Source organism: Tardiphaga sp. GW821-FHT12E02 (assembly GCF_058807155.1).
The window spans coordinates 5648547-5674344 of record NZ_JBXAQK010000001.1 but is presented as its reverse complement, the minus strand read 5'-3'; the positions used below and the strand labels follow the sequence as shown (position 1 = coordinate 5674344).

At 60.5% G+C, this 25798-nt stretch carries 26 protein-coding genes; 16 read left to right on the top strand and 10 right to left on the bottom strand.

Annotated elements, in window-relative coordinates; genetic code table 11:
* Positions 1–10 precede the first annotated feature (10 nt).
* A complete protein-coding gene (locus AC1RQ5_RS26635; RefSeq protein WP_493202995.1) occupies positions 11–301 on the bottom strand; it encodes a hypothetical protein in 291 nt (96 codons plus the stop codon).
* 756 nt (positions 302–1057) lie between these two features.
* Between AC1RQ5_RS26635 and AC1RQ5_RS26630 the strand changes: the two genes are divergently transcribed.
* The 5 genes from AC1RQ5_RS26630 to AC1RQ5_RS26610 all read left to right on the top strand — a co-directional run bounded on the left by AC1RQ5_RS26630 (position 1058) and on the right by AC1RQ5_RS26610 (position 2765).
* Positions 1058–1471 (top strand): response regulator, encoded by a 414-nt coding sequence (locus tag AC1RQ5_RS26630; protein WP_493202994.1) that lies wholly within the window; start codon positions 1058–1060, stop codon positions 1469–1471.
* A 248-nt stretch (positions 1472–1719) separates the two neighbouring features.
* Positions 1720–2052, top strand: coding sequence for a hypothetical protein (locus AC1RQ5_RS26625; protein ID WP_493202992.1), 333 nt, complete (start codon positions 1720–1722; stop codon positions 2050–2052).
* Positions 2052–2282, top strand: coding sequence for a hypothetical protein (locus tag AC1RQ5_RS26620; protein ID WP_493202990.1), 231 nt, complete (start codon positions 2052–2054; stop codon positions 2280–2282). Before AC1RQ5_RS26625 ends, AC1RQ5_RS26620 begins: the two co-directional genes overlap by 1 nt.
* A gap of 58 nt (positions 2283–2340) precedes the next feature.
* On the top strand, positions 2341–2514 hold the full coding sequence (locus AC1RQ5_RS26615) for a DUF3606 domain-containing protein (protein WP_493202988.1): 174 nt from the start codon (positions 2341–2343) through the stop codon (positions 2512–2514).
* Positions 2511–2765: a hypothetical protein gene (locus AC1RQ5_RS26610; protein ID WP_493202986.1), complete on the top strand. Its 255-nt coding sequence runs from the start codon at positions 2511–2513 to the stop codon at positions 2763–2765. Before AC1RQ5_RS26615 ends, AC1RQ5_RS26610 begins: the two co-directional genes overlap by 4 nt.
* A gap of 3 nt (positions 2766–2768) precedes the next feature.
* Here AC1RQ5_RS26610 and AC1RQ5_RS26605 read toward each other — a convergent pair whose 3' ends face one another.
* Entirely contained in the window at positions 2769–2945 is a 177-nt protein-coding gene (locus AC1RQ5_RS26605) for a hypothetical protein (RefSeq protein ID WP_493202984.1), read from the bottom strand.
* Positions 2946–3292: 347 nt separating this feature from the next.
* Between AC1RQ5_RS26605 and AC1RQ5_RS26600 the strand changes: the two genes are divergently transcribed.
* A protein-coding gene (locus tag AC1RQ5_RS26600) for an IS3 family transposase (protein ID WP_493202982.1) occupies positions 3293–4643 on the top strand; the annotation gives its coding sequence in 2 pieces (ribosomal slippage) (positions 3293–3630 and positions 3629–4643; 1353 coding nt in all).
* A 236-nt stretch (positions 4644–4879) separates the two neighbouring features.
* On the opposite strand, the gene AC1RQ5_RS26595 is transcribed toward AC1RQ5_RS26600, so the two are convergent.
* The 7 genes from AC1RQ5_RS26595 to AC1RQ5_RS26565 form a co-directional block, all read right to left on the bottom strand.
* Positions 4880–5317 carry a YybH family protein gene (locus AC1RQ5_RS26595; protein ID WP_493202980.1) on the bottom strand — a complete coding sequence of 146 codons (438 nt, stop codon included), beginning with the start codon at positions 5315–5317 and terminating at the stop codon, positions 4880–4882.
* Positions 5318–5902: 585 nt separating this feature from the next.
* A complete protein-coding gene (locus AC1RQ5_RS26590; RefSeq protein ID WP_493202978.1) occupies positions 5903–6142 on the bottom strand; it encodes a hypothetical protein in 240 nt (79 codons plus the stop codon).
* Between the two features lie 368 nt (positions 6143–6510).
* Positions 6511–7512 (bottom strand): hypothetical protein, encoded by a 1002-nt coding sequence (locus tag AC1RQ5_RS26585; protein WP_493202976.1) that lies wholly within the window; start codon positions 7510–7512, stop codon positions 6511–6513.
* Between the two features lie 6 nt (positions 7513–7518).
* Positions 7519–8652, bottom strand: a complete 1134-nt coding sequence (locus tag AC1RQ5_RS26580; protein WP_493202975.1) for a tyrosine-type recombinase/integrase — start codon at positions 8650–8652, stop codon at positions 7519–7521.
* Complete coding sequence (locus tag AC1RQ5_RS26575; RefSeq protein ID WP_493202973.1) at positions 8652–8897, bottom strand: helix-turn-helix domain-containing protein; 246 nt, start codon at positions 8895–8897, stop codon at positions 8652–8654. Before AC1RQ5_RS26575 ends, AC1RQ5_RS26580 begins: the two co-directional genes overlap by 1 nt.
* A gap of 363 nt (positions 8898–9260) precedes the next feature.
* Positions 9261–10094, bottom strand: a complete 834-nt coding sequence (locus AC1RQ5_RS26570) for a hypothetical protein (protein WP_493202971.1) — start codon at positions 10092–10094, stop codon at positions 9261–9263.
* Complete coding sequence (locus AC1RQ5_RS26565) at positions 10084–10662, bottom strand: hypothetical protein (protein WP_493202970.1); 579 nt, start codon at positions 10660–10662, stop codon at positions 10084–10086. Before AC1RQ5_RS26565 ends, AC1RQ5_RS26570 begins: the two co-directional genes overlap by 11 nt.
* Positions 10663–11040: 378 nt before the next feature.
* On the opposite strand from AC1RQ5_RS26565, the gene AC1RQ5_RS26560 reads away from it, so the two are divergent.
* From AC1RQ5_RS26560 to AC1RQ5_RS26525, 8 genes are all read left to right on the top strand, one after another.
* Positions 11041–11844, top strand: a complete 804-nt coding sequence (locus AC1RQ5_RS26560) for a gamma-glutamyl-gamma-aminobutyrate hydrolase family protein (protein ID WP_493202968.1) — start codon at positions 11041–11043, stop codon at positions 11842–11844.
* Between the two features lie 239 nt (positions 11845–12083).
* Positions 12084–12992: an amino acid ABC transporter substrate-binding protein gene (locus AC1RQ5_RS26555; protein WP_493202966.1), complete on the top strand. Its 909-nt coding sequence runs from the start codon at positions 12084–12086 to the stop codon at positions 12990–12992.
* Positions 12993–13155: 163 nt separating this feature from the next.
* Entirely contained in the window at positions 13156–13887 is a 732-nt protein-coding gene (locus tag AC1RQ5_RS26550) for an amino acid ABC transporter permease (RefSeq protein ID WP_398477847.1), read from the top strand.
* Between the two features lie 3 nt (positions 13888–13890).
* Entirely contained in the window at positions 13891–14583 is a 693-nt protein-coding gene (locus AC1RQ5_RS26545) for an amino acid ABC transporter permease (RefSeq protein WP_398477849.1), read from the top strand.
* Positions 14584–14606: 23 nt separating this feature from the next.
* Positions 14607–15338, top strand: coding sequence for an amino acid ABC transporter ATP-binding protein (locus AC1RQ5_RS26540; RefSeq protein ID WP_398477859.1), 732 nt, complete (start codon positions 14607–14609; stop codon positions 15336–15338).
* A 294-nt stretch (positions 15339–15632) separates the two neighbouring features.
* Positions 15633–17663: a methyl-accepting chemotaxis protein gene (locus tag AC1RQ5_RS26535; protein ID WP_493202963.1), complete on the top strand. Its 2031-nt coding sequence runs from the start codon at positions 15633–15635 to the stop codon at positions 17661–17663.
* Positions 17664–17694: 31 nt separating this feature from the next.
* Positions 17695–19698, top strand: coding sequence for a methyl-accepting chemotaxis protein (locus tag AC1RQ5_RS26530; protein WP_493202961.1), 2004 nt, complete (start codon positions 17695–17697; stop codon positions 19696–19698).
* A gap of 273 nt (positions 19699–19971) precedes the next feature.
* Positions 19972–21663 carry a methyl-accepting chemotaxis protein gene (locus tag AC1RQ5_RS26525; protein WP_493202959.1) on the top strand — a complete coding sequence of 564 codons (1692 nt, stop codon included), beginning with the start codon at positions 19972–19974 and terminating at the stop codon, positions 21661–21663.
* A gap of 160 nt (positions 21664–21823) precedes the next feature.
* Here the strand turns inward: AC1RQ5_RS26525 and AC1RQ5_RS26520 are convergent, their stop codons facing one another.
* Positions 21824–23626, bottom strand: a complete 1803-nt coding sequence (locus AC1RQ5_RS26520; RefSeq protein WP_493202957.1) for a carbamoyltransferase family protein — start codon at positions 23624–23626, stop codon at positions 21824–21826.
* A gap of 359 nt (positions 23627–23985) precedes the next feature.
* On the opposite strand from AC1RQ5_RS26520, the gene AC1RQ5_RS26515 reads away from it, so the two are divergent.
* On the top strand, positions 23986–24309 hold the full coding sequence (locus tag AC1RQ5_RS26515) for a hypothetical protein (protein WP_398480675.1): 324 nt from the start codon (positions 23986–23988) through the stop codon (positions 24307–24309).
* Between the two features lie 230 nt (positions 24310–24539).
* A complete protein-coding gene (locus AC1RQ5_RS26510; RefSeq protein WP_493202955.1) occupies positions 24540–25652 on the top strand; it encodes an NADH:flavin oxidoreductase/NADH oxidase in 1113 nt (370 codons plus the stop codon).
* Positions 25653–25798 lie beyond the last annotated feature (146 nt).

Here is a 25798-nt window from a genome sequence, read left to right as displayed (position 1 = left end):
CTTGGCCTCCTCACATGCGGTTCGATTCCTGATCCTCACGCTGCCGCTCGTAGACATCGGGGTTGGCGACGTCGTCGTAGCCGGTGCGGTTGCTGTAGAACATGAGAGCCATCAGCCCACAGCCAATCAGCAGCGAGAAGATCGTACCGAGTGCCAGTGCGATCCAGCCGTGAACCGACATCTCTACGTCTTCAGACGTCCAGGCCATTGTCGCCCAGACCACTGCGAAGACCAGCATCGTGAACAGGATCGCTATGAGCAGGGCCTGACCGAGAGACATATTTCGAGTGATGTTTGCCATAGCGTCCTCCTGCCGAAATCAAAACAGCTATTGCTGCTCTGTTCCGGGAGAAGGCCTGAACCTCGCTGATTGGAAGGGGAGCGATGAAACCAGTTCCTCGGTGACGTGGAAGCAATCCAAGCATTCAAAGACGTGAAGCTCGCAGTCGGCGGCGCGGGGACTTAAACGCTTAAGGCCCATCGGTTGTGAACAATGCGGACAGACGGGCCGGGCAATGTGCGGCATATCGGGAAACCTGCTTTTTGAACCAGGCGGGCGGCAAATTCCCACCTACGCATGACTGCGCTGTTCACAGAGTGCAGGTGACTCGAACAATCGACAATGCGCGATTGTGGATAGGCGTCTTCAGAAACTGCATAGAGTCATGGAATGTCGCAACGTCAGGTGCGGCGCTGCAACCCGATGCTGTTGACCCAAGCCTCTGCTGAAGATCTCGGATCTTTCGAAAGCTCCTCAATGACGTGCTCGCACTTCGGACATTCAAACATACGCAGCTCCATGCCCGCGGTACGAGGCGTAATGCGCATGAGAAACGTCGGCGCCCTGCAATGCGGACAGTCGGGACGTGCGATATGAGATGTATTGGGAAGCATGATGCTCCTCCTCCACTGGGGACAGGGCGGGAGCAAACGACTCTCATCACCGATATTTGCCACGGGTTGTTCGGATGATTGACCATCGGCCATTGTGGTCTGTGACGTAAGCGGCGAAGACGCGAATTGATAAATTACTTTCAACAATCGCCGGAACGAAGGCGTGTCGAGTCAGTTATGCGACGTTGTATCACGCTCGGGGCGGGAGAGTGGCCATTGGCTAAGGTTCTGGTTGTCGAAGACGAGCTGCTCATCACGATGTGGGTTTGAAGACGCTCTGCGGGACGCGGGTCATGTTGTCCTGACGGCGCATAACGCTGACCAGGCCATGGGAATCCTTGAGCGCGAGGCTGAGGTAAATATCGTCTTCACCGACATCGATATGCCGGGCACCATGGATGGGCTCCGCCTGGCTTCTATCGTGAGAGATCGATGGCCCCCGATGGACATTGTCGTCGCCAGTGGCAAGCACCGACCCGTCGCAGATGAAATGCCATCTTACGCTGTGTTTCTACCGAAGCCGTACCTCCCATCTGATGTTCTGCAGGCGTTGAATTCGGCGGCACAAGCCCACTGATGCGGCGCTAAGTGTTCAACGTGTAGAAAATAGAAGAACGCACAGGGCAAGGATCGGCACCGAGCCTCCGACGATTATAATCGCCTTGATGACCCACTCCGGCATGCCAACACCGCATAGGATCAATCGCAACGCTGGTAGCAGCGGCTGTATGTCGGGAAGATAGCATAACAACCTCTAGGTGTCGGTCGGTTGCCGTACCTAGCACGAGAACGAGTACCATCAGGGCATGGTTGCTCAAGGTACTATTGGATGCCGTAATCGGGCCTGCGTTTGTTCACGATTTACCCCAATACTGCGATCCATCTTTTCAGGTGACAGCCATGAACCTCGACCACCTCAAGGCCGAGATCGCGCGCATGCGCGTGCAGATCAAACGGCAGCAAAGAGACATTCTTGACCTTCAGCGCGCAGGTATCCCGACGACATCGGCGATTGCCCTGCTGGAGCGCATGCAGAACAAGACCGACGAGCTGATCGGCCAGCGAAACCGGCTTACCGGCGAGGCCCGTGTTGCTGAGCAGCACACCTATGCCAGCGGCAAAGCGATCCGCGGCGTCCCGTCTTCTCGCAGGATGTGATGGATAACCTTCGGCGATTTCCAGCGCCGTGGCGGATGGAAGAAGGACAGGACGACTGCTTTAGAGTGTACGACGCCAGCGGGTTCTTCATCCTGGCCGTGGTGCATCGGCAAGACCTGCATGCCCGCAACTACCAATACGCAGATGAGCACCTGACCAAGGAGGAGGCGCGGCGAATTGCGAAGGCGATCTCGCGGCTGCCAGAGCTGATGAGACGCCCGCCTTATTGACCGCTTCGGAACTAGGCAGTTCCGCATTCGTTTCGTCCCGTCATGTCAGGAGGAAGCCGTGGACAATCTGTCAAACCGTGGCCAGCCGGACCGCAGCAAGATCAACATGCATGAGGCCCATGAGGTCAAATACGGGACGCATCAGCTAGGCGTAACAAAAGATCAGCTGCAGAAGGTCGTCGATAAGGTCGGCAACTCCGCCGCTGCCGTTCGCAAGGAGCTGGCGGCATGAAGCCGCTTGTTCGGCGCTGGACTGAGCAAGACCTGCAGAAGCTGCGGCTGCTGATCTCTCAAGGAGCCTCAGCCTCCCGGTGTGCTGCTGCCCTCAACCGCTCGGCGTCTTCGGTGAAGAAGGCCGCACGTCAGCTCGGCGGAGAGTTGGCAGGCGTGCGCGCACTGAAGGCCCAACGTCGCGACATGCTGCAACGGGAAGAGGAAAGCCTCCGGCCCGGACAGCGAAGAAACGACGGCACCTACGTGTAGGCTCTAGGCGACCTTGTCGTGCGGCCACGATGACACTCCCGGCCTGGCGCGGCCGGGAAAGGTCTTCTCGGTGCCGCACTGGCGGCACTCATATACGCGGTTGACGTAACCCTTCATGCCGGGCTCGATCCGCTGCAGAAACAGTGACGACGTGCATTTCGGACAAGACCTATCAGCCATTTCAACCCCCGTTGGCTCAATCCAGACGGTTAGAAGCAGAAAGGGCGCCGCAGTTCCCGACGCCCGTAACTATATGCCGCCTGTGGCCAGAAATCCTCAATGCGTTTTGCTCCTCTGCCACTTCTCCAGGTCCGGCTTCGGGGTATCTGTCGAACCGGAATCGGTCGTGTTCTGCGGGTTCTTTTCCCAAGGCTTGTCGCTCTGGGCGAGGGAGCCCTTATCCTGCTCCGTACGCGGATCGGGTTTGACCTTGTCACTTGGGTGTTCGGCGTCATCGCCTCTGAGACCAAATGAGGGACTTCACGAAAGGAGGACTTCTGGTTCATCGTAGCCGTCAGGGAGCGAAGATGAAGCAGAAATCCGGACTGGGCAAAGCGCCCGCAGAACAAGTGCTAAAAGATATCCGGCGGCAAACGCGTCGGCAGTATTCGGCGGAAGAGAAGATCCGTATCGTGCTGGAAGGACTGCGCGGCGAGGAGAACATCTCCGAGCTGTGCCGCCGTGAAGGCATTGCCGCCTCGATGTATTACGGTTGGTCGAAGGAGTTTCTGGAGGCCGGCAAACGCCGCCTGGCGGGTGACACGGCCCGCTCCGCCACGTCCGGTGAGGTGAAAGACCTTCGCCGCGAAGCCTCCGAATTGAAGGAGGTGGTGGCCGACCTGACCCTGGAGAACCGCCTGCTCAAAAAAGCATGAACGGGGCTGGGGAGGACGAGGCATGAGGTATCCAGCATCCGAGAAATCCGAAATAATCGCGCTGGTCGAGCAATCGCATCTGCCTGCCAGGCGCACGTTGGAAAAGCTCGGCGTCCCGCGAGCCACCTTTTATAGATGGTACGATCGCTATCGCGAGGGTGGCATCGAGGCGCTGGCCGATCACCGCTCCAAGCCGGACCGGGTCTGGAATCGCATCCCGGACGATGTCCGCGGTCAGATCGTCGATCTGGCACTGGAACACCCCGAGTTGTCGCCGCGAGAGCTGGCGGTGCGCTTCACCGACGAGAGAAAATACTTTGTTTCCGAGGCTTCGGTCTATCGGCTGCTGAAGGCGCACGACCTGATCACCAGCCCCGCCTATGTGGTGATCAAGGCGGCTAATGAGTTCAAGGACAAGACCACGGCGATCAACCAGCTTTGGCAGACCGACTTCACCTACCTCAAGATCACTGGCTGGGGCTGGTACTATCTATCGACGGTGCTCGACGACTTCTCTCGTTACATTGTGGCCTGGAGGCTGGGCCCAACCATGTGCGCCTCCGACGTCACGGCCACGCTCGATCAGGCGCTTGGCGCCTCAGGCTTGGACCACGTCAATATAAAACAGCGGCCACGGCTTCTGAGCGACAACGGATCAAGTTACGTCGCGGAAGATCTGGCCACCTGGCTCAAGGGCAAGGACATGCAGCATGTGCGCGGTGCGCCGTATCATCCCCAGACCCAAGGCAAGATCGAGCGCTGGCATCAGACCTTGAAGAACCGCATCCTGCTCGAGAATTACTATTTACCGAGGGACCTCGAACGTCAGGTCAGCGGCTTCGTCGAACACTACAACCATCACCGCTATCATGAGAGCATCGACAACCTCACGCCTGCGGATGTTTACTTCGGCCGAGCCGAAACCATCCTGACTGAGCGTGCGCGCATCAAACGTGAAACCGTTGCAAACCGCCGCTTGCAGCATCGATTGCAAGCCGCTTAAACTTTAACCCTAGATGAGCCAGATCCTCCCTTCTCGAAATGCCTGAGCGGTCTCAAATTATCTGACGACGAACATGTCGGGATAGAGGCCTTCCGGATGAACGATTACGCAGGAGCTGCCTGACGTGACGACGAACAGGGCCGACGTCGCCCACGCCATCTTGATGTGTGGTACGATTGATCTGCCTATCGTCCCACCCGGCTTTGGGAGTATGGGTGGGTAGGACGAGCCCCAGGCTATTTGGGTAGCGGGTTGGTCGTCGCGAACGAATAGCGTGCTATTTTCCACGCGCCATCCATCTTTTGGAAGATAAAAAGTTCGTGGTTGGCATCCGGAACGCGCTGGTTGATTGCATTCAACGTGACGGCTCCGTTAGAACTCGTCCGAGCAAACGCCCATTCCGGAGCGATCTGCACCACTTCCTCGACGGTCAATTCGGTGTCGAAGGTAATCGTCTTGAAGATGCCATCGTAGGCAGCGCGGATCGCGTCGGCGCCCACCGTTGAAGGACCGTTGGGCGCCATGAAGACGCCGTCCAACGCGAATACAGATAGTACCGTGTCGGTGTCTGAGGCGTTAAGTGCGGCCTCGTAGCTACGTAAAACCTTTTTGATGTCGCTCTGGGCCGTAGCGGCACCTCCAATGTTTTCAGCGGATTCGACCAGCGTTTTCAACTCGTGTTCCCTCCCGTTCGCGATGCTCCATGAGACTATATGAGGATCTCTAATCTCCGAGTAGTGCATTGGTTTGTGAAGCTGTGTCGCAGTATTGCGGACTCTACGCGGGCGGTGGCCTCGCCTAATCGGGGCCAGCGACTTCGGCAAAGTTGCCACGTTTCGATAACGGCTAACATCGGTTCTACCCGTTTCGGCTTCGAGCCAATATCCGATTTGCGCGCAAAGCCACATGCTCCGCTGGCGCTGCGCTTTGGACCGGTCGTCGGACGGCACATCGATTAGGCTTTCAGCGACGCCGCCTAGCCGATCGATCCGCTGCGCACCGTGAAAATGATCGAGGTCAGGCGCACCTTCGTGGAGACCCGCATTACTAGCGACGAAAAAAACCTGCATTCGCAGGGGTGTCTCGCCTCCTTCGGTTGCCGCTCAATGACAGTCACTCCACGCACTGCTCGAAACGCCAAAAGCTTCTGGAAGTTCATGATGAGGGGTTGCCGCTCGGCCGGATCAATTCGATCTTCGTGACCATCCACGAGAAAGCAACTGCTCGTCTGTTCGGGATAGTCATAGGGGCGATGGCGGTCATCCGAAGCCCGGTGCCTTTCCGGAGGCGACAGGGTCGCTTCTTCCGAAAGCGCGAGGCGCGAGCCACGTGCCGGGCTCGTGAGATAAGGGGATTGCCGGTACCCCTGCCAAGGACGCGATGGCAGCTTCGCTATCATCGTCCGCAACGTATTCGTACTTGGCCAGGCGCGCCTGTATCACGTCGATCTCGGCGAAGATCGGAGGCAAACCTTTAGCTGCCTCGGTGCCATCGACCATCGCAAGGGTCCGCAACATGGAGGAGTACGGGAGAAGCATGGGCGGAGGGCTGTCTGCCCTCGTCCTCTCGAGAGCCGGAAACAGCCGCTGCAGGTCCGGATGTGGCGCGTCGCGGTCGCGAGGCAGGGATCCGTTGCTCGAGCTCGGCGTCCGTGAGGTAGCGGTCGTGAGCCCTAGCGAAGCGCTTTTGCAGGAAACGGGAGGCGTCTTGAGCACTTGTTCTGCGGGCGCTTTGTCCGGTACGGATTTCTGTTTCATCTTCGCTCCTTTACGATGAGCCAGAATCCTTCTTTCGCAAATTCTCTTCTTTGGTCTCCGAGGGCGATAGCGGCGAACACTGAACGCGACTTCGATCGTTTTTCCTTCTGTCAGGTCGACTGGTCCGCACCGCGCATGCCCAACGCCGAAGTCTTGTTGATATCGAGCGCATCGTAGCGCCGGCGGATGCGAGCGACTTCGAGAGCATCAGGCACCGGCACAGGATAGCGGCCGTCGCGCTCATTCGCGCGCGCATAATGCGCGGTGGCGGACGCGTCGCTGGCGTGGCCGAGCAGCGCGGCCACAATGGCAAGACCGAGCTGCTTTTCCTCCGCGGTGGTCGCCGCCCCGACATATGCAGACTTGAATCGAGCCGCAGCTGCATGACGCACCGACGACAGGGTTGGATGCGGAGCCGACGTCCGGCGGAAAAACATCGCCTTCGTCGTCCTGCGCAAGAGCGACTCCAATGTATCCTGCATAGTATCGTATGAACCCGCCTCTACGGCGGTTTTGGCTTCGTCGATCCAGAAATTCATCTGCCAGACTAGATCTTCCGGCATTTCGGTCCATCGCAATGTCCGGGTTTCACCGTGCGCGCGACCGTTGCCCTGTTTGCCGTTGATCAGCACGAGTTCCCACGCGAAGCATTCCGCCATGCTCGGCCTGAAGGTTGCGGTCGGCCATTCGACGAAGCGCGCGCCGGTCATTTCGCCGCAACTTAGAACGGCGACCAAACGATCCGCGTTCTTACCGCCTGTAGAGAGAAGGCGATGCCGGATACGTAAGAGGTCGTTGCTGACGTCGTTTTTCTGCTTCCATTGCGACGTTCGAGGTTTGCTGGCGCCGCCACCGGAGCGCCAGTCGCGAAGCAGCGCGATCGCGGTCTGTAGGGCATCTGCCCCCTCCGGCTTAAGTTCGGCTGCACGGTTCATGGCGAAGATGAGCGCGGACCGATAGTTGCGGATGCTCGCTGGCTCCAATTTTCTGGCCATCACGGCCTTGACGAGTTCTACCGGGGTCAGCTTGCGGCGCGCGGCCTCATCTTCGGTCGCCGCGATCTGAGCCGCCCGCTCGAGGTATTCGTTTTCAGTTTTTTCCTGACGGGTCATGTTGACTCAGTCTTTCAGCCAGGGCGGCTGCAACGGATCGTGGCGGCGGCAGTGGCGGGCGAGCTCGCGCATGAACGACTCTGCAGCGAATTTCGCGTCGCGAAGGTAGTCGGGAGAGTAGGGCGAGTAGATGATGGTGACCGCGTTCGACTCGGGTGGCTGGATGTGCCCCAACCAGAGAGCGATCTGTTCGTCATCGACGCGCTTTTCACGCATGTAGCGTCCGAGAGCGTGTCGGACGGAGTAGGTGTTGCCGCCCGGCGCGAGCTTGGCGCGGCGACAGGCGGCCCCGAACGCGGTGTCGATCTCGCCGACCGGATTGCCGCGCCACTGCACGAGGTGACCTGGCGGAATACCCTGCGTCCAAGGGACCAGCGTCTCCGGGATGGGAAGCGTTGGCCGCCATTTGCTGGTCTGGACGCGGCCGGGCGGGTTGAGATCGACGAGCCCCCGCCGATGATCAATCTGGGTCGCTGTTGCGTCCAACAATGCGCCGATCCGGCAGCCGAGATTGGCAAGCCAGACCATGCAAAACAAAAAATGGATGAATTGTGCTTCGTCGATGACCGCGGCGATCTCCTCGATCTCCATCAAACGACCTTTCGGTGGCGCCGCGCGCAGGTCGTTTTTGGTGCAGAAGTAGGGAACCGTCGGCACGTGGTGTTGCGGCAAGCGACGTTCCGCGACAGCGACGGAACACGCCTTGCGCAACACTGTCAGCGTCCGATCGACGCTCGAAAGGGCAAGACCCTCCGCCATGGCTGCATCGCGGAAGTCTTCGAAGGTGCTAGGCACCATGTGCTGCAGCAGCAGGTGGCCCATCAAGCGCTTCATGCGCTCCATCGCAACCATGTTGGTTTCAGCGCTGATTTGAGCCTCAGATCGGGATCGGTTGAACTCGATCACCTCATCGACCGTGCGAAGGGGCTTCTGCACCAGTGCGTCTTTCGGGTCACCGGTGATGCCGCGCTCGATCAGGGCGCGCACCGTGACGACCGCGATCTCGAGGTCGTTCGTACCGAGCGACCGGTAGAAGGACGATTTAGTTTCCTTGTCATAACCGCCCACGTACAGGTTGTCCGTCCCGACAGAAACGCAGACGGAATAATCCCCCATTCGGTGGAGTTTTTTATAGGCCATTAGCGCGTCATCTCAATCGGGCCGGTGTCGCCCACTTCATCCGGCGACGCCGACCTCCCGTTCCCGCTCACGAACGCGCGAACGGCGGCGGCCGAGAAATACAGGACGCGGAAGCCGCCGATGCACTTCAGCCGGCCATCCTTCGCAGCCTTTCGCACCGACCCGGCGCTGATACCGAGGGCTTCGGCGACGTCCGAAGTGGAAAGCAGCTGGTAGGCCGAGAGTTCGTCGAGATCAAAGGGCATTCTTGCTCTCCATGATGCTTCCGCAACGACGCGGCTGTCTCTCTATGAATAACACCACTGTTGCATGATGATTTCGCTACGACGATCAGAAACGGAAGTCAAGTCCATGAATAAGACCACTGTGGCATGACGTGGCATCATGAGAATAAGGTCCTCAGCCTGGCCAGGAGACGCGAGAGACCGAGTATGTGCTCGATCTCTCCACGAAGGCGGATGCGCCGCACGGTGGACCTCGGGAGAAGCGCCGTGACGTAGCCCATCGGCATCCGCCGGTGCGTCCGGTAGTGTTGCAGGATGAAAGCCGCCGCCTGAGAGCGCAAATACTTGCGTTGGTCGATCAAAAACGCGACCCGGCGAGCCAGCCTACGCGGCGGAATGCCCATCCATACGCTCCGTGATCTTTCTCAGCGTCTTGCCCGTGTGCTGCCACCACAGGGCCAGTTCGCTCGCGCACGCGCGCGAGCGAAAGAGATCGATGCCTAGGCGCCGCGCCAGCGCGTCGCTCTCCAGCATCAGAGCGTTGGCGACGTCGAGGCCGGCATCGGCGCACGACTCGAGTGCCCTGCCGGTGACGCGCGGGATCGTCACGATCGGGATCGCGCCGGCCTTGTCGCGGAGGCGGATCAAGGTTTCGGCCTGCTCGCTGAGGGGAGGAAAGTCGAAGTTTCCGGAGCGGCCCGAAAGGACGAGCGCGCGCTGCAGGCCGGGGGCGACCGCCTCGATGCCCGACAGATAGGTGCCGGCCTGGGTCATCGACTCCGTCGCCGAAGTGGACAGCACCATCGACAGGCCCCTGACGCCCAGCGCCTCAAGCGTGGTGTCGAAACTGGTGGCGGCAAGCACGTCCAGCCTGTGCGCAGAACTGCCGCCTGCCCAGTCGACCACCACCGCGTTTCCCGACTTCGGAATTTCGACGATTTCCTCCCATAGTGTCGTCAGGACACCCGACAGGCCGCCCGTGCGGCTCGCGGCAGTGGCGAAATCTTCGGTCCTTATGTAGACTTCCTTATCCGCAGCCCCCGTTTCGGGGGTCTGACGGCGTCCAGTCTCGATCTTGACGAGCGTCACCGGGCGCCCGTTCTCGCGAAAGAGATGGCAAAGCCGGCCGGCCAGCGTCGATTTGCCGACGCTGGTCGAATCGGCCACCACCTCGACCAAATCGGCTGGCCGGAATTGAACGGTCTTCTTAGTCGTCATATGGGGTCTTCCTTAGTTGCTGGAGAATGGCCGCCGAGCGGCGCGTGACCGCCGGCAACCGAACGGTGGCCGACGAAATCGGCGAAGGCCGAATTTCTGAAAAGCTGGGGCCTGAGGGGGGCGAGGATCTCCGATGTTCTGAGCGCGGTACGGAGAGTTCCGCCTTCTGATCTTCTGCAGGGGGCTGCAGGACATTGCCTGGCGTTGCAGGGGCCTGACGGGTCGTGCCGGGCACTGCTCGTTCGTGCAGGGGCGTGCTCGGGCGATGAGCAGCCCGTTCTCGCTCTCGCGCTCGGGACAAGGCACTTGAGACCGTCCCTTCTGGTAACGCAGTGCCGTCATCCCGCGCGATGCCGACTTCAGCCAACATGCGGCCGATCATCACCGCGGTGGCACCCCGTTCGGTGAGATAGTCGAAGAGAGGCAAGTTCGCGTCGAAGACGTCCTGAAAGGCGTAGCCGAAGCGGCAAAGCGCTACCCGACCGATCGAGATCAACTCGTCTCGCCTGTCCTTCGGGAGGCGGTCGATCAGTGCTCTGCCGGCATTAGGCTGCTTTTCCACGCTCATGATGCTGCCCCCGCCGCGGCAGCGACGTTTCCACGAGACTTCCACAAAACTGCGGAAAAACGTGAAAATGGGGCTTTTCCAGCCGTTACCAGCGCGATCGAAAGTGAATAGAAATCAACGAGATGCGCGTACGACTTCCACGTTGACATGGAAGGGGTCACAGGTTCGATCCCTGTCGCGCCCACCATCCTGCCCTTAGGTCCAGGTTTCCAAACATCGACAGTCTGTAGGATGGGTTGAGCGTAGGTGCTTCGCCTTCCTGCATCAGTCGACTTTTCTCCCATGCGCGGAAAGATGGGGCTTCTGTTCCATTGCGTATCGTTTTCGCAGCAAATCTCGGTTATCGTCGTTCCGTCATAATATGTTCGACCGGAAGCGATGGCAGTGAAGTCCCGGCCAGTCATTGGCGTGATCGGCAACGCCTACCGCATTGAGAACCGATTCTCCGTCCAGGCGGCCGGAGAAAACAATCTTCGCGCGGTGGCCGAGGTCGCTGGCGCCTTGCCCATGATGTTCGCCGGCACGCCTGATATCACCGATATCGCCGAGGTGCTGGATATCGTCGATGGCATCCTGCTCACCGGCGCTCGCGCCAATGTCCATCCCGCCCGATTCGGCATGCAGGCCTGTGTGCGTCACGAGCCTTACGATAACGGGCGCGACGATGTGGCATTGGCGATGGTGGAGGCGTGCGTCACGCGCGGCGTGCCGATCTTCGGGATCTGCCGCGGCCTGCAGGAAATGAATGTCGCCTTTGGCGGTACGCTGCATCCGGAAATCCGCGAAATTCCAGGCCGCATGAATCACCGGATGCCGCGGCTCGAAAATGGCGAAATCCATCCCGACCCCGCCGTGGTCTTCGCCGATCGTCACGACGTGCATCTGACCAGCAACGGCACCTTCGCCAGCCTACTCAAGCGCGAGACCATCACGGTCAATTCGCTGCACGGGCAGGGCATCGAGATGCCTGGTGAGCGGGTGGTGGTCGAGGGCATCGCCGAGGACGGGACTATCGAGGCCATTCGTATTGCGGATGCACCGAGCTTCGCGCTCGGGGTGCAATGGCATGCCGAATATGATCCGCAGATCAATCCGATCAACCGCACACTCTTTCTCGCCTTCGGCGAGGCTGTCGCAGCGCAAAAGCAGCGCCGGACGATCGGCGTCGCAGCACTTGCCTGATCTCTGTAGCAGGATCGTCATACTGCGACGATCCGCCTGATCGCGTTCTCCATCTTTCGTCGGACACGCGAGAACCAACCGCCTCCTTTAAACGTATCACTTCCGCACTCGCCCGGCTTATCCGTGATTTGCCGGAGGAGGCATTTGCGTTTGGCCCCGTTTGTGCAAGCATGACGGGCGGACATGCCAGTGTGCTCGGAGGAGCCCGGTGTGAGACCGGAGTTGTGAGGAGAGGGACTATGAAACGACTTTTTCTGTTGGGGGGCGTGATCGCCGCCGCTTTCGCAAGCCAGGCCAGTGCGCAAGAGCTCACCGGCACGCTCAAGAAAATCAAGGACACCGGGGCCATCACCATCGGCTTCCGCGATTCCTCGGTGCCGTTCTCTTATCTCGATGACAATCAGAAGCCCGTCGGCTTCGCCATGGACATCTGCTACAAGATTGTCGAGGCGGTGAAGAAGGAACTGAAGAACGACAAGATCGAAGTGAAGCTCAATCCCGTGACTTCGGCGACGCGCATTCCGCTGATCGCCAATGGCACCGTCGATCTCGAATGCGGCTCCACCACCAATAATGCGGATCGCCAGAAGCAGGTGTCGTTCACCAACACCCACTTCCTCACCGCCAGCCGCTTCGTTTCCAAGAAGACTGCCAAGCTCGAAAAGATCGACGATCTGAAGGGCAAGACGGTGGTCTCGACCTCCGGCACCACCAATATCAAGCAGCTGACCGAAGCGAATGCCGCGCGCAGCCTTGGCATCAATATCGTGCCGGCCAAGGATCACGCGGAAGCGTTCCTGATGGTCGAGACGGATCGTGCGGTCGCCTTCGTGATGGATGACATCCTGCTCGCTTCGCTCGCTGCTGGCGCGCGTGATCCCAATGCCTACGTGATTTCGAAGGACGCGTTCTCGAAGCCCGAGCCTTATGGCATCATGCTGCGCAAGGGCGACGACGCCTTCAAGAAGGTCGCCGATACCGCGACGGCCGATCTCTACAAGAGCCCGGAAGGCGCAAAACTGTACGAGAAGTGGTTCACTCAGAAGATCCCCCCGAAGGGTCTGAACCTCAACGTGCCGATGGGCCCGGAACAGACCAAGGCTTTTGCCAAGCCATCGGATTCGGCTGATCCGGACGCTTATCTGTAATTGCTGCTAACTCCGTCATGGCCGGGCTTGTCCCGGCCATCCACGTCTTTCGCTGCTGATGGCAACGACGGGGATACGCGGGGCAAGCCCGCGCATGACGGAGGATAGGCAATGGCCCAGCCATTGCATGAGAGCTTGTCAGACTGCGTATCGGGGGCGCTAGGTGAACTATAATTGGAACTGGGGGATCTTCTGGGACCAGACGCCGGATGCGACTGGAACCTATTTTGCCTCGCTGATGAGCGGACTTCAGGTCACGGTCCTGCTCGCGCTGGTGGCCTGGATCATCGCTTTCGTGCTCGGCTCTGTCGTCGGCATCATGCGCACGCTACCGTCGCGCTGGCCGGTTCTGATCGGCAATGCCTATATCGAGCTGTTCCGTAACATCCCGCTGCTGGTGCAGCTGTTCATCTGGTTTTTCGTCGTTCCGGAATTGTTGCCGGGCGAATTCGGCATGTGGGTCAAGCAGCTGCGCAACGGGCCTTTCATTGCCGCGATGCTCGGGCTTGGCTTCTACATGTCCTCGCGCGTGGCCACGCAGGTCACCGCCGGCATCAATGCATTGCCGAAGGGGCAGCGCATGGCGGGCACGGCGATCGGTCTCACCACCTGGCAGACCTATCGCTACATCCTGCTGCCGCTGGCCTATCGCATCATCTTCCCGCCGCTGACGTCGGAATTCTTGAACACGATCAAGAACACGGCGCCAGCGCTGACGATCGGCGTGCTCGAACTCACTGCGCAGGCGCGCTCGATGCAGGAATTCTCGTTTCAGGTCTTCGAGGCTTTCACCGCTGCGGCGGGCATCTATCTGCTGCTGAGCGCCGTCGTCACCATCGGCATGCGCCTGATCGAAAAACGGCTGGTCATCCCCGGCTTCAATGTGGGGAAATAAGCAATGTTCAGCACATTCGATTTCGATGTTATCTGGCGCAGCCTTCCCTACCTCTTCTATCAGGGCATGGTTTTCACCCTGACGCTCACAGCCATCGCAACCTTCTTCGGCCTGATCCTGGGCACGTTGATCGCGATGATGCGGCTGTCGTCGAATGCAGTGCTTTCCGGCGTCGCTGCGAGCTATGTCAACCTGATGCGCTCGTTGCCGCTGGTGCTGGTGATCTTCCTGTTCTACTTCCTCAGCCCCTATATCGGGCAGTGGATCATTCGCGCCGATCAGCCGGTGCAGGTGGGCGCCTATACATCGACGATCATCACCTTCACGCTGTTCGAGGCCGCCTACTTTGCCGAGATCATGCGTGCCGGCATCCAGTCGGTGCCGCGCGGTCAGGTCAATGCGGGCTATGCCATCGGCTTCAACTATCGCGAAGTGATGCGCTATGTCGTGCTGCCACAGGCCTTCCGCAACATGCTGCCCGTGATTTTCACGCAGACCATCGTGCTGTTTCAGGATACGTCGCTGGTTTACGTGCTGTCGATCACGGACTTTCTCGGTGCTGCGTCCAAGGTTGCGCAGCGCGACGGCCGCCTCACTGAAATGTATCTGTTCGCCGCCGTCGTCTATTTCGCGATCAGTTTCACTGCCTCCTTCTTCGTGAAGCGCTTGCAGAAGCGCATCAGCATCATCCGCTAGCCAGCACGGTTGTCCCCATGCCCATGATCACCCTCGACAAAGTCAGCAAGTGGTACAATCCGCAGTTTCAGGTGCTGAAGGACTGCACGACACAAGTGGAGAAGGGCGAGGTCGTTGTCGTCTGCGGCCCGTCGGGCTCCGGCAAATCGACGCTCATCAAGACCGTGAACGCGCTGGAGCCCGTCCAGGAAGGCACCATCACGGTTGACGGGCTCGATGTCACCAAGATGAAAAAAGACCTGCCGAAGCTGCGTTCGCGCGTCGGCATGGTGTTTCAGCACTTCGAACTGTTTCCGCATCTGAAGATCGTCGAGAATCTCTGCCTCGGCCAGACCATCGTGCTCGGCCGCAAGGAAGAAGCGGCGCGCAAGAAGGCGATGGCGATGCTGGAGCGCGTCGGCCTCACCGCCCATGCGGAGAAATATCCCGGCCAGCTCTCGGGTGGTCAGCAGCAGCGCGTGGCAATTGCGCGCGCGCTGGTGATGGATCCGATCTGCATGTTGTTCGACGAGCCGACCTCGGCGCTCGATCCGGAGATGATCAATGAAGTGCTCGACGTCATGGTCGAACTCGCCAAGGAAGGCATGACCATGATGGTGGTGACCCATGAAATGGGCTTCGCCAAGAAGGTCGCCAACCGCGTCATCTTCATGGATGCTGGTGAGATCGTCGAGGATGCGCAGAAGGAGGACTTCTTCGGCCATCCGCGCAGCGATCGCGCGCAGCAATTCCTGTCGAAGATTCTGTCACACTGACGCCTGCAATTTGATCGCTGGCTTGCACTAAGTTTGTGCAGCGCGGTGGATGCTGCCTGGCCCGGCAATTAACGATTGTGTCAGGAATCCGGTGGTACTCCTGAACCCGCGAGAACAGGCCCCACGGTTCGCGGCTATTGCCTCAGACCCGCAAGGTCGTCGTCCTCGCGGGCAGTGCATGGTGTTGCTGCTTCAATAACTCCGATGTTTAGCGTCTGTTGGCAGCGCCGCCTCCAGCCGTGCAGGCTTCGTCTGCGCGCGGGCCGGTCTATGCCGTTGCGGGAAGTGAGTGGCATGGCGAAGATAAACCGCGTCGGCAACAAGCTCGGTTTGGCCGGATTGATCGGCATCCTGTTGTCCATCGGCGTGGTCGCCAATCAAATGCATACGGAGACCGAGGTCTCCGACGTCAATCGCCGTGCCGATGTCCAGCAGCAGATCGCCGATGGCGCGCGCGAGGCGGATGCGCTGATGCGCAGCATGCAGACAGCCAGCCAGAGCCTGCGCATCGCGATCACGACGCCGGAGATGGACAAGAGCGTCGCCGAGATCAAGGCGGCGAAGGCCGCGCAGGATACGATCCTCGATGGCAATATCGCGATGGCGCTTCGCCAGGAAAACCGGGACAATTTCGCGAAGATCAAGGCACTGACGGCGTCTTACGTCGGGGCGGCCGATGAGATCGCCGCGCTACAGAAGAAACTGCTGGATCTCTACCGCACGCGCAATGTCGCCGTGCTCGACTGGAACAGGCATCTCGAACAGATGCGCCTCACCACCGCGGTGAATCAGGCGCCGAACTGGGCCGACGTCGAAAATCACCTGAAAGCCGCCGACAATGCCGTCAATGCCGTGCAGGCGGCTGCCTGGCGCTATGCTTCGCTGAACGAAATCGTTCAAAAGGGGCTGATCGTCACCAAGGCGAAAGTGCTGAACGACGCGCTTGCCAAGGCCAGCGTGATCGAGGACAGCGAACTGGTGCAGAACGGGCTGACGCAGCTCAGTGCCGACATGCGGAAATTCATGGCGGCGACCGATGAAGCCATCCAGATCAACGACCAGAAGAGCGACATCGTCCGCAAGAAACTGACGCCGACAGCGGCGGCCGCCGGCGAGCTGGTGTCGGCAGCTGTGGCTGCTGCCAAACAGGCCGTAGCGGATGCGCGAAATCAGGCTGCGGCGACCATGGAACGCTCAGGCCAGATCAATTTGGCCCTCGGTGTCGCTGTCGTTACGGTTCTGATCGGATCGATGGTGTTCAGTTTCTTCGGCGTAGCTCGGCCGATGACGCGTCTCAATGCGGCCATGGGCCGGATGGCCGGTGGCGATCTCGACGTGGTGATTCCCGGTGCGCGGCGCGGCGATGAAATCGGCGATATTGCCAAGACCGTGTCGGTGATCCGTGACAATGCTGAACGCAAGGCGCGCGATGAAGCCGCGGCGCGGATCGATCAGGACAGCCAGGCCGCGGCAGCGCGCCGGCGCGAAATGGCCGATCTCGCCGATGGCTTCGAGCGGGCGGTCGGCAACATCGTCGACAATGTCTCCTCGGCATCGTCGCAGCTGGAAGACTCTGCAGGCGGCCTCACGGCAACTGCCGAGCAGGCCAAGCAGCTCACTGTGGCGGTCGCCAATGCCTCCGACGAAGCATCCGGCAATGTCCAGGCCGTGGCCTCATCGACCGAAGAGATGTCGTCCTCGATCAACGAGATCAGCCGGCAGGTGCAGGAATCCGCAAGCATCGCCAATTCCGCGGTGGAGCAGGCCCGCAAGACCAATGAACGTGTCGCCGAACTGGCCAAGGCTGCGGCGCGCATCGGTGATGTGGTCGACCTGATCAACACCATCGCCAGCCAGACCAACCTTCTCGCCCTCAATGCGACCATCGAGGCGGCACGTGCCGGTGATGCCGGCCGCGGCTTTGCGGTGGTTGCATCTGAAGTGAAGACACTCGCCCAGCAGACGGCGAGTGCGACCAGCGAAATCTCGCAGCAGATTTCCGGCATCCAGACGGCGACGCGGGAATCGGTGAATGCGATTGCCGAGATCGGCAACACCATCGGCCGCATGTCCGAGATCGCATCGACCATCGCGTCCGCTGTCGAGGAGCAGGGCGCCGCGACTCAGGAAATCGCGCGCAACGTCCAGCAGGCGGCCCATGGCACCATGCAAGTGAGCGCCAATATCTCCGATGTCCAGCGCGGTGCCACGGCGACCGGCTCGGCCTCGTCCCAGGTTCTCTCCGCCGCGCAGTCGCTGTCCAGCGAGAGCGGACGTCTCAAGCTTGAAGTCGGCAGGTTCCTGGACTCGGTCCGGGCCGCCTAACGTTACGTCGATCCAGCAAGGAATGCCTGTAATGTCGTTGCTCAATCTTCGCATCCGCGGCCGCCTCTATGGCGGTTTCGGCGCCCTGGTTCTGTTCGGATTGGCGAGTTCTGCCTTCGCAGTCTGGCAGATGACCGAAGTGAGCACGCGGGTCGGCTCCATGACCCATCTGTCGAACAACACGATCCGTGCCGCCGAAGTGGCGTCGGAGCTGCAGGCGGTGCGCGGCGCCATCCTGCGCTATTCCTTCGATCAGGACGAAGCATCGATCGCGGATGCGGATAGGCGCCTCGCCAGTCTGGCGACAAGCGTCGATACGGTGATGAAGGCGAGCCGCTCCGAAGAGCGTCGTACCGCCTATCAAGCCATCGCGAAGGATGTCGCCGAGGTGACCAGGCAGCGGCAGGCGCTGGGCGACGCGGTGAAGCAGGTGGTGGCCGGGCGCGAAGTGCTGCAGGAGGCCGGCGACAAACTGTCATCCAGCCTCCGCAAGCTCACGATCAGCACCCGCAACACCACATATGGTCAGGGCTCGACCAAGCTCGAATCCGATACGCTGATGGTGCAGATCGCCAACTGGCGCTTCTTCAGCAGCCGTGACGAGAAGCACATCGAGGCCTTCAAGGATCAGGCGCGCATTGCCGAGCAGCAGATCGGCGAGATGGAAAAGATGCAGATGCCGCCGACGCTGGCGACGCTGTTCGGCACCATCCGCACCAATCTGAAGAGCTACGCATCGCTGTTCGAAAAGGCCGCCGCCAGCATGCAGGCATCGGATGCGATCTTCAACAAGTCGATCAGTCCTCTCATCGTCAATGCGATCGCCCGTGTCGAAGTCGTCAAGACCGGCATCCAGCAGGCGCAATCGCAGACGGTTGCCGCGACCAATGAGCAGATTTCGGCCACCACGACGCTGCAGACGGTTGTCGCTGCGGCTTCCACCCTGATCGGTGTGGTCATCGCATTCCTGATCGCCCGCAGCATTATCGGCCCGCTGTCCGGTCTGACCGCTGGCATGAAGCGCCTCGCGGACGGTGATTTCAGCGTCGTGCTGCCTGGTCTGGCGCGGAAGGATGAAGTCGGCGACATGGCGCGCGCAGTCGAGGGCTTCAAGGTCAAGGCCGAGGAGAAGGCGCGTATCGAAGCTGAAGCCAAGCTGACACAGGACCAGCAGGCTGCCCTGCAACGTCGTCGCGACATGGTCAGGCTTGCCGATGATTTCGAGGCCGCCGTCGGCCAGATCGTCGAAGCGGTGTCGTCCGCATCGAGCGAGCTGGAAGGTTCCGCGGGCACGCTCACCTCGACGGCTGAGCGCTCGCAGGAACTCACCACCATGGTCGCGGCAGCGTCGGAAGAAGCATCGACCAATGTGCAGTCGGTGGCGTCCTCGACTGAGGAGATGACGTCCTCCATCAACGAGATCAGCCGCCAGGTTCAGGAATCGTCGCGCATCGCAAGCGCTGCAGTTACTCAGGCGCAGAAAACCAATGACCGTGTCGGCGAATTGTCGCGCGCGGCCGGCCGCATCGGCGCGGTGGTCGAGCTGATCAACACCATCGCTGGCCAGACCAATCTGCTGGCGCTTAATGCGACGATCGAGGCCGCGCGCGCGGGCGATGCCGGTCGCGGCTTTGCCGTCGTGGCCGCTGAAGTGAAAGCGCTGGCCGAACAGACGGCAAAGGCCACCGGGGAAATCAGCGCACAGATCGCGAGCATCCAGACGGCCACCGACGAATCGGTTTCGGCGATCCAGGAGATCGGCACCACCATCGGCCAGATGTCGGAGATCGCCTCGACCATCGCATCAGCGGTCGAACAGCAGGGCGCAGCCACGCAAGAGATTGCCCGCAATGTTCAGCAGGCGGCGCATGGCACCCGCGAAGTCTCGTCGAACATTGTCGATGTCCAGCGCGGCGCCAGCGAGACTGGCACCGCATCATCGCAGGTGCTGTCGGCGGCGCAGTCTTTGTCGTCGGAAAGCGGTCGGCTCAAGCAGCAGGTGGGTCGCTTCCTCGATACGGTGCGCGCAGCCTGATCATCAATATTCAGATCAGGGCCGGCGTCACAACGCCGGCCCTTTTTCTTTGAGTTTCTCAATCGATTGCGCAGGCCGGAACGCAACGGCGAGTGCGCACAACTCCACTTGTTTTTAACTTTCTACCGTCAAGGTAGCAGGCGCAGAAAGTGAAATTCTGACGCCAATCCGCCCATGACGTCGGCAGTCGATGCTGCTTCTTCGCGGAAACAAAAAAATCCAGCTTTGTCATTGTGCTCAGCCAACGGTCGAAAACCGAGGGATAGGATAGTTATGCTCGCGAGCTTCTCCATTCGTGCCAAGATCACGACCGTCATCGCGTTCCTGCTCATTGCCATGACCGGCATGGGTCTTCTGGCCGTCAGCAAAATGCAGATGATCAATACCAACTCGTCGGAGATCCAGAAGAACTGGCTGCCGAGCATTCGTGTATTGGGCGGTCTGCGCGCGAGCACCATTGACTATCGCAATCTTGTCCGCGCTCACATCCTGGCCGCCAATGCCGAGCAGATGGGCAAGACCGAAACGGGCATCGACGTCATCGTCAAGCGCGTGGGCGAAGAGCGTGCCACCTATGACAGGCTGGTTTCCTCGCCTGAAGAGCGCGCCATTTTCAACGAATGGGCGAAGGAGTGGGACAATTATCTGACGCGCAGCAAGGAAGTCTTCGCGCTCAATCGTAAGAATCTCGGTAAGTCCAGTCAGGAAGCGCACGAGCTGAACCTGAATGTGATCAATCCGCTCGGGTCCAAGGCTGATTTTGCTCTCCGCAAGGCCATCGAATTCAACGACAAGGGCGCTGCTGCTTCTGGCGAGAAGGCGGTCGATAGCTACAACTCGGCGTTCCTGATGGTCATGACCATCATCGGCCTCTCCGCGGTCATTGGTATTGCCGTCGGCATCTATCTGGTGCGTGACGTGTCGTCGGGTATCGCCTCCATCGTGAAGCCGATGCAGGCACTCGGCACCGGCGATCTCACCGCGCATGTGCCGCACCAGGGCGAGAAGACCGAAATCGGCGCGATGGCCGATACGCTGCAGGTGTTCAAACAGGCGCTGATCGACAAGCGTGCGGCAGACGAGGCGGCGTCCATCGATGCCGAAGCCAAGATCGAGCGTGGTCGCCGTGTCGATGGCATCACGCGTACTTTCGAGGCGATGATCGGCGAGATCGTCGAAACCGTGTCGTCAGCATCGACCGAACTCGAGGCGTCGGCCACCACGCTCACCGCCACGGCAGAACGTTCGCAGGAACTGACCACCACCGTCGCCGCCGCGTCCGAACAGGCTTCCACCAATGTGCAGTCGGTTGCGTCGGCAACCGAGGAAATGGCGTCGTCGGTCAACGAGATCAGCCGTCAGGTGCAGGAATCTGCCAATATCGCCAATCAGGCCGTGGATCAGGCCCGCAAGACCAATGATCGTGTCAGCGAACTCGCCAGCGCCGCCGCCCGTATCGGTGACGTGGTCGAACTCATCAACAACATCGCCGGCCAGACCAATTTGCTGGCGCTAAACGCGACCATCGAGGCGGCACGTGCAGGCGAAGCGGGCCGCGGCTTCGCGGTGGTCGCTTCCGAAGTGAAGGCGCTGGCCGAGCAGACCGCCAAGGCGACCGGAGAGATCTCGACCCAGATCTCCGGTATCCAGGCGGCGACGCAGGAATCCGTCGGCGCCATCAAGGAGATCGGCGACACGATCGGCCGTATGTCCGAGATCGCATCCACCATCGCGTCCGCGGTGGAAGAGCAGGGGGCCGCGACGCAGGAGATCTCGCGCAACGTCCAGCAGGCTGCTCAGGGCACCCTGCAGGTGTCGTCGAACATCACCGACGTCCAGCGTGGTGCCAGCGAGACCGGCTCAGCCTCGACGCAGGTCCTGTCCGCAGCGCAATCGCTGTCGTCGGACTCGACGCGGCTGAAGGATGAAGTCGGCAAGTTCCTGAACGCGGTGCGGGCGGCTTAAAGCGTTCCTCTTCCATCTCCCCTTGTGGGAGAAGGTGGCTTCGCGAAGCGAATACGGATGAGGGGTACGGCTAGGCTCCGAGCTTGTGGTTACCCCTCACCCGTCTCGAACGCTCCGCGTTCGATCCACCCTCTCCCACAAAGGGAGAGGGAAGGATTGCCTATCTCACGCTCGACGTCACCAGTCCCGCGATATCCATATAGGTCCGCACCAGCGGCGCCACGACGCGATGAGCGGCCGTCTTCGACACGATCCGGTCATGCAGGATCAGGTGATCGATTCCCGTATTGATGAAACACGCCATCGCATCGCGCGGCGTTTCCACGATCGGCTCGCCCTTCACATTGAATGACGTGTTGAGCAGCACCGGCACGCCGGTAAGCGCTTCGAACTCCTTGAGCAGGCGATACAGGATCGGGTTGGTGTCTTCGGTCACCGTCTGCACGCGCGCGGTGCCATCCACATGCACGATCGCCGGAATGCGGTCGCGCCATTCCGGCCGCACCGGCTTGGCGATCAGCATGAACGGCGAATCCTCTTTGCCCTCGAATATTTCCTCGCAGCGCTCGGCGAGCACCAGCGGTGCAAACGGCCGGAACGGCTGCCGGTGCTTCACGCGTGAATTCAGGATGTCCTTCATTTCGGCATGGCGGGGATCGGCGATGATGCTGCGATTGCCGAGCGCGCGGGGGCCATATTCCGAACGTCCCTGAAACCAGCCGATCACCTTCTGGTCGGCGAGCAGTTTCGCCGTATCCCGGCAGATATTGTCGCTACGAACCGTGGTGGTCTGCGCCTTGACCAGCGTGCGCTGGGTCGCGGCTTCCACTTCGCGGTCGTCATAGGCGCGGCCGGTGTAGGAGTGCTTCATCACATAGCTGCGCGGCTGCTTCTGCACTTCGAGCAGGCCATAATAGGCGCAGCCGATGGCGATGCCGTTGTCGCCGGCGGCGGGCTGGATCCAGACATTATCAAAACCGGCTTCGCGCGCGAGGCGGCCATTGGCGACGCAGTTCAAGGCGACGCCGCCGGCGATGCAGAGATTTTTCGCACCGGTGGTTTCGCGCAGCCAGCGCGCGCGGGCGAGCAGCACCTTTTCGGTGTCGTCCTGTACGCGCCAGGCGAGATCCTCCCAGTGTTTCATGGAAGGGCTGGTGTCCCACTTGCCTTCGCTGTCAGCGACATAGGGCTGGTCGAATTCGGCCGACCAGCGCGGCACCGAGAGTTTGTTATTATCGATCGACATCAGCGAGGGGAATTGCTCGCGACGTCCATAAGGCGCGAGGCCCATCAACTCGCCGCATTTATTCCAGTCGCCAAACACATAGGTCGAGGCGCGGCTGTAGAGCGCGCCGAGGCCGGGCATGTTGGTGAATTCGTCGCTGAGGAAGCCACGATCCGGCTCCATCCAGACTTTCTTGATGCAGTCGAGCTGGGTGCCCTTGAACGTATAGTAGCTCTCGGATTCGCGGGCGAGCGGCGAGCCGCCGTCTTCGGCCGGGTAGGGCTCCATCACGTCGGAGCGATAGCTGCCGACGCCATCGACGATCATCACAGCGCCTTCCTCGAAAGGCGAGACGGCGAAGGCGCTGTAAGCATGCGAAAGGTGGTGCGAGATGGCGACGACCTTGCCATTACGCGACCGGAACAGCGGATGGCGCCGCGCATCCTGCCGTTCATATTCGGGCAGGAAGCCGGGCATGTCCTGATAGATCAGCCGGTCCTCCATCTCCGGAACCGGGAGGATGTAGCAATTGCTGACCACCAGCTCGACATCGTTCAGGCCGATGCCTTCGGCCTGCAGACAGTATTCGATCACCTCTTGGTAAAAGCCGGTGGCGTGCTTTTCGCGGGTAATTCGCTCCTTCTCGATTGCAAAAGCGATCTCGCCGTCGCGCAGCAGGCAGGCGCTGACGTCGTGATCATAGGTGTTGAGACCGAGAATGTAGCGGGACTTGGCCATGCGGCTCACTTTTTGTGTTCAGGATACTGGCTGGCGGGACCATCTCGCAGCTGCGAGCCGAGCCGGCGAGGATAATGCAAGGTACTATGAAGAGAAGATGAACAGGGACAAGCGCAAATCACGATGCGTCTTTGTTCGTAGTCACAGCGCACCTGTCAACTTGACCGGCCTTCGCGCTTGATCCTATTCTCGCGTCGATACTGCATGCACGCCATGCCGCGGCCATATTGCTGGTCTGGTTTCAAAGTCTGCTACATCAGCATGCGTGAACTGGAATTGCTCGCCGAGTAACTCTGTTGAACAATTCGACATCGGAAGCATTCTAAAGCCGTGCTTCTGCAGAATGGGAGATCCCAAGAATGGCTCAAACGACTTCGAAGCGCCGTAACCTCCTGACCCGCTGCCTCGCAGCCGCGGCGCTTGTCTCTGTTTATTGCTTTGGTCTGATCGGTGCCTCTGCGGTCATGCTGACTGCTGGCAGCACCGCAGCACAGGCCCAGCGTGGTCGCGGCGGCGGTGGCCGTGGTCGTGGTGGCGGCTTCGGCCGTGGCCGCGGCGGCGGTTTCTATCGTGGCGGCGGTCGCGGTTACGGCCGTGGCTATGGCTTCTATGGCGGTCCGCGTTTCGTGGCTCCGGGTTGCTATTTCAGCCGTCGCTGGGGCCGCGTGGTTTGCCCGTATTGATCGGCGATCGTCATCTTCAGCGATGACGGCATCATGAATCGAGGGCGCTCCGGGTGACCGGGGCGCCTTTCTGTTTTTGAGCCATATTCATTTGCATGGGACCGCTGCATTTTGAACAAGGCGCATTTGGCGGCGCCGTGCCGTCTTGCCTTTTTCGCGCGCTGCCCCAATCTCGAACTGCGAGCCGGCGCCGCGTCGGCCTTCACGCCCCTCCTGCCTCGGAATCCTTCATGAGCAAGTTGTTTTCTCCCGCCAAGCTGCGCGACCTCGCTTTGTCCAATCGCATCGTCATTGCGCCCATGTGCCAATATTCGGCGGAAGAAGGCCGTGCCACCGACTGGCACATGATCCATCTCGGCAATCTGGCGCTGTCCGGTGCCGGCATGCTGATCATCGAGGCGACGGCGGTGGAAGCCATCGGTCGCATCACGCCCGGCGATCTCGGTCTCTACGACGACGCGACCGAGGCGGCCCTGAAGCCCGTCCTGGCGGCCATTCGCAAACATTCGAAAACGGCAGTTGCCATGCAGCTCGGACATGCCGGCCGCAAGGCATCCAGCAATGCGCCGTGGAATGGCGGCCAGCAGATCACGCCCGACAAGGGTGGCTGGGTCGCCGAAGCGCCCTCGGCAATCCCGACCAAGCCCGGTGAATCAGCGCCGAAGGAGATCGATGCCGCGGGCCTCGCGCGCATCCGCGATGCCTTTGCGGCGACCGCAAAACGTGCAGATCGTCTCGGCATCGATGCGGTCGAGGTTCATGCTGCGCATGGCTATCTGCTGCACGAATTCCTGTCGCCGATCGCCAACCAGCGCACCGACAATTATGGCGGCTCGCTGGAGAACCGCATGCGTTTCCCCCTCGAAGTGTTCGACGCGGTGCGCGCAGCCTTCCCGGCCAACAAGCCGGTTGGCGTGCGTGTTTCCGCATCGGACTGGGTCGAGGGCGGCTGGGATGTCGAGCAGACCATCGCCTTCGCGCAGGAACTGAAGAAGCGCGGTGTGGACTGGATGGACGTCTCGTCCGGCGGTGTCTCGCCGCAGCAGAAGATCACGCTCGGGCCGGGCTATCAGGTGCCTTTTGCTGAGGCTGTGAAAGCGGCGACGGGGCTGCCGACCATGGCCGTGGGCCTGATCACCGAGACGCAGCAGGCCGAGGATATCCTCCAGGCAGGTAAGGCCGACTTCATCGCCATCGCGCGCGGCGTTCTCTACGACCCGCGTTGGCCGTGGCATGCAGCAGCCGAACTCGGTGGTCAAGTCCAGGCGCCGCCGCAATATTGGCGCTCCCAGCCTTCGACGCAGAAGGCGCTGTTCGGCGATACGACGTTCGGCGCGCGCTGATATCGGACTTTGATTCCAGGACATCGACGCCCATCACATCTTCGATGTGGTGGGCGTTTTTCGTGATCGACTGATCACGCAAAAGTTCCCGGGAAATCGCGTCCGCCACGCGAATGGCAGCTCTGCGGCGAAGTTGTGTTTACACG

Coding starts and splice junctions, on each gene's coding strand:
- AC1RQ5_RS26585 (WP_493202976.1), bottom strand. CDS start 7,512: ATGACCCGTCAGGAAAAAACTGAAAACGAATACCTCGAGCGGGCGGCT.
- AC1RQ5_RS26530 (WP_493202961.1), top strand. CDS start 17,695: ATGTCGTTGCTCAATCTTCGCATCCGCGGCCGCCTCTATGGCGGTTTC.
- AC1RQ5_RS26525 (WP_493202959.1), top strand. CDS start 19,972: ATGCTCGCGAGCTTCTCCATTCGTGCCAAGATCACGACCGTCATCGCG.
- AC1RQ5_RS26545 (WP_398477849.1), top strand. CDS start 13,891: ATGTTCAGCACATTCGATTTCGATGTTATCTGGCGCAGCCTTCCCTAC.
- AC1RQ5_RS26605 (WP_493202984.1), bottom strand. CDS start 2,945: ATGGCTGATAGGTCTTGTCCGAAATGCACGTCGTCACTGTTTCTGCAG.
- AC1RQ5_RS26620 (WP_493202990.1), top strand. CDS start 2,052: ATGGATAACCTTCGGCGATTTCCAGCGCCGTGGCGGATGGAAGAAGGA.
- AC1RQ5_RS26580 (WP_493202975.1), bottom strand. CDS start 8,652: ATGGCCTATAAAAAACTCCACCGAATGGGGGATTATTCCGTCTGCGTT.
- AC1RQ5_RS26540 (WP_398477859.1), top strand. CDS start 14,607: ATGATCACCCTCGACAAAGTCAGCAAGTGGTACAATCCGCAGTTTCAG.
- AC1RQ5_RS26590 (WP_493202978.1), bottom strand. CDS start 6,142: ATGGTCGATGGCACCGAGGCAGCTAAAGGTTTGCCTCCGATCTTCGCC.
- AC1RQ5_RS26555 (WP_493202966.1), top strand. CDS start 12,084: ATGAAACGACTTTTTCTGTTGGGGGGCGTGATCGCCGCCGCTTTCGCA.
- AC1RQ5_RS26575 (WP_493202973.1), bottom strand. CDS start 8,897: ATGCCCTTTGATCTCGACGAACTCTCGGCCTACCAGCTGCTTTCCACT.
- AC1RQ5_RS26520 (WP_493202957.1), bottom strand. CDS start 23,626: ATGGCCAAGTCCCGCTACATTCTCGGTCTCAACACCTATGATCACGAC.
- AC1RQ5_RS26635 (WP_493202995.1), bottom strand. CDS start 301: ATGGCAAACATCACTCGAAATATGTCTCTCGGTCAGGCCCTGCTCATA.
- AC1RQ5_RS26515 (WP_398480675.1), top strand. CDS start 23,986: ATGGCTCAAACGACTTCGAAGCGCCGTAACCTCCTGACCCGCTGCCTC.
- AC1RQ5_RS26560 (WP_493202968.1), top strand. CDS start 11,041: ATGGCAGTGAAGTCCCGGCCAGTCATTGGCGTGATCGGCAACGCCTAC.
- AC1RQ5_RS26570 (WP_493202971.1), bottom strand. CDS start 10,094: ATGACGACTAAGAAGACCGTTCAATTCCGGCCAGCCGATTTGGTCGAG.
- AC1RQ5_RS26610 (WP_493202986.1), top strand. CDS start 2,511: ATGAAGCCGCTTGTTCGGCGCTGGACTGAGCAAGACCTGCAGAAGCTG.
- AC1RQ5_RS26565 (WP_493202970.1), bottom strand. CDS start 10,662: ATGAGCGTGGAAAAGCAGCCTAATGCCGGCAGAGCACTGATCGACCGC.
- AC1RQ5_RS26535 (WP_493202963.1), top strand. CDS start 15,633: ATGGCGAAGATAAACCGCGTCGGCAACAAGCTCGGTTTGGCCGGATTG.
- AC1RQ5_RS26510 (WP_493202955.1), top strand. CDS start 24,540: ATGAGCAAGTTGTTTTCTCCCGCCAAGCTGCGCGACCTCGCTTTGTCC.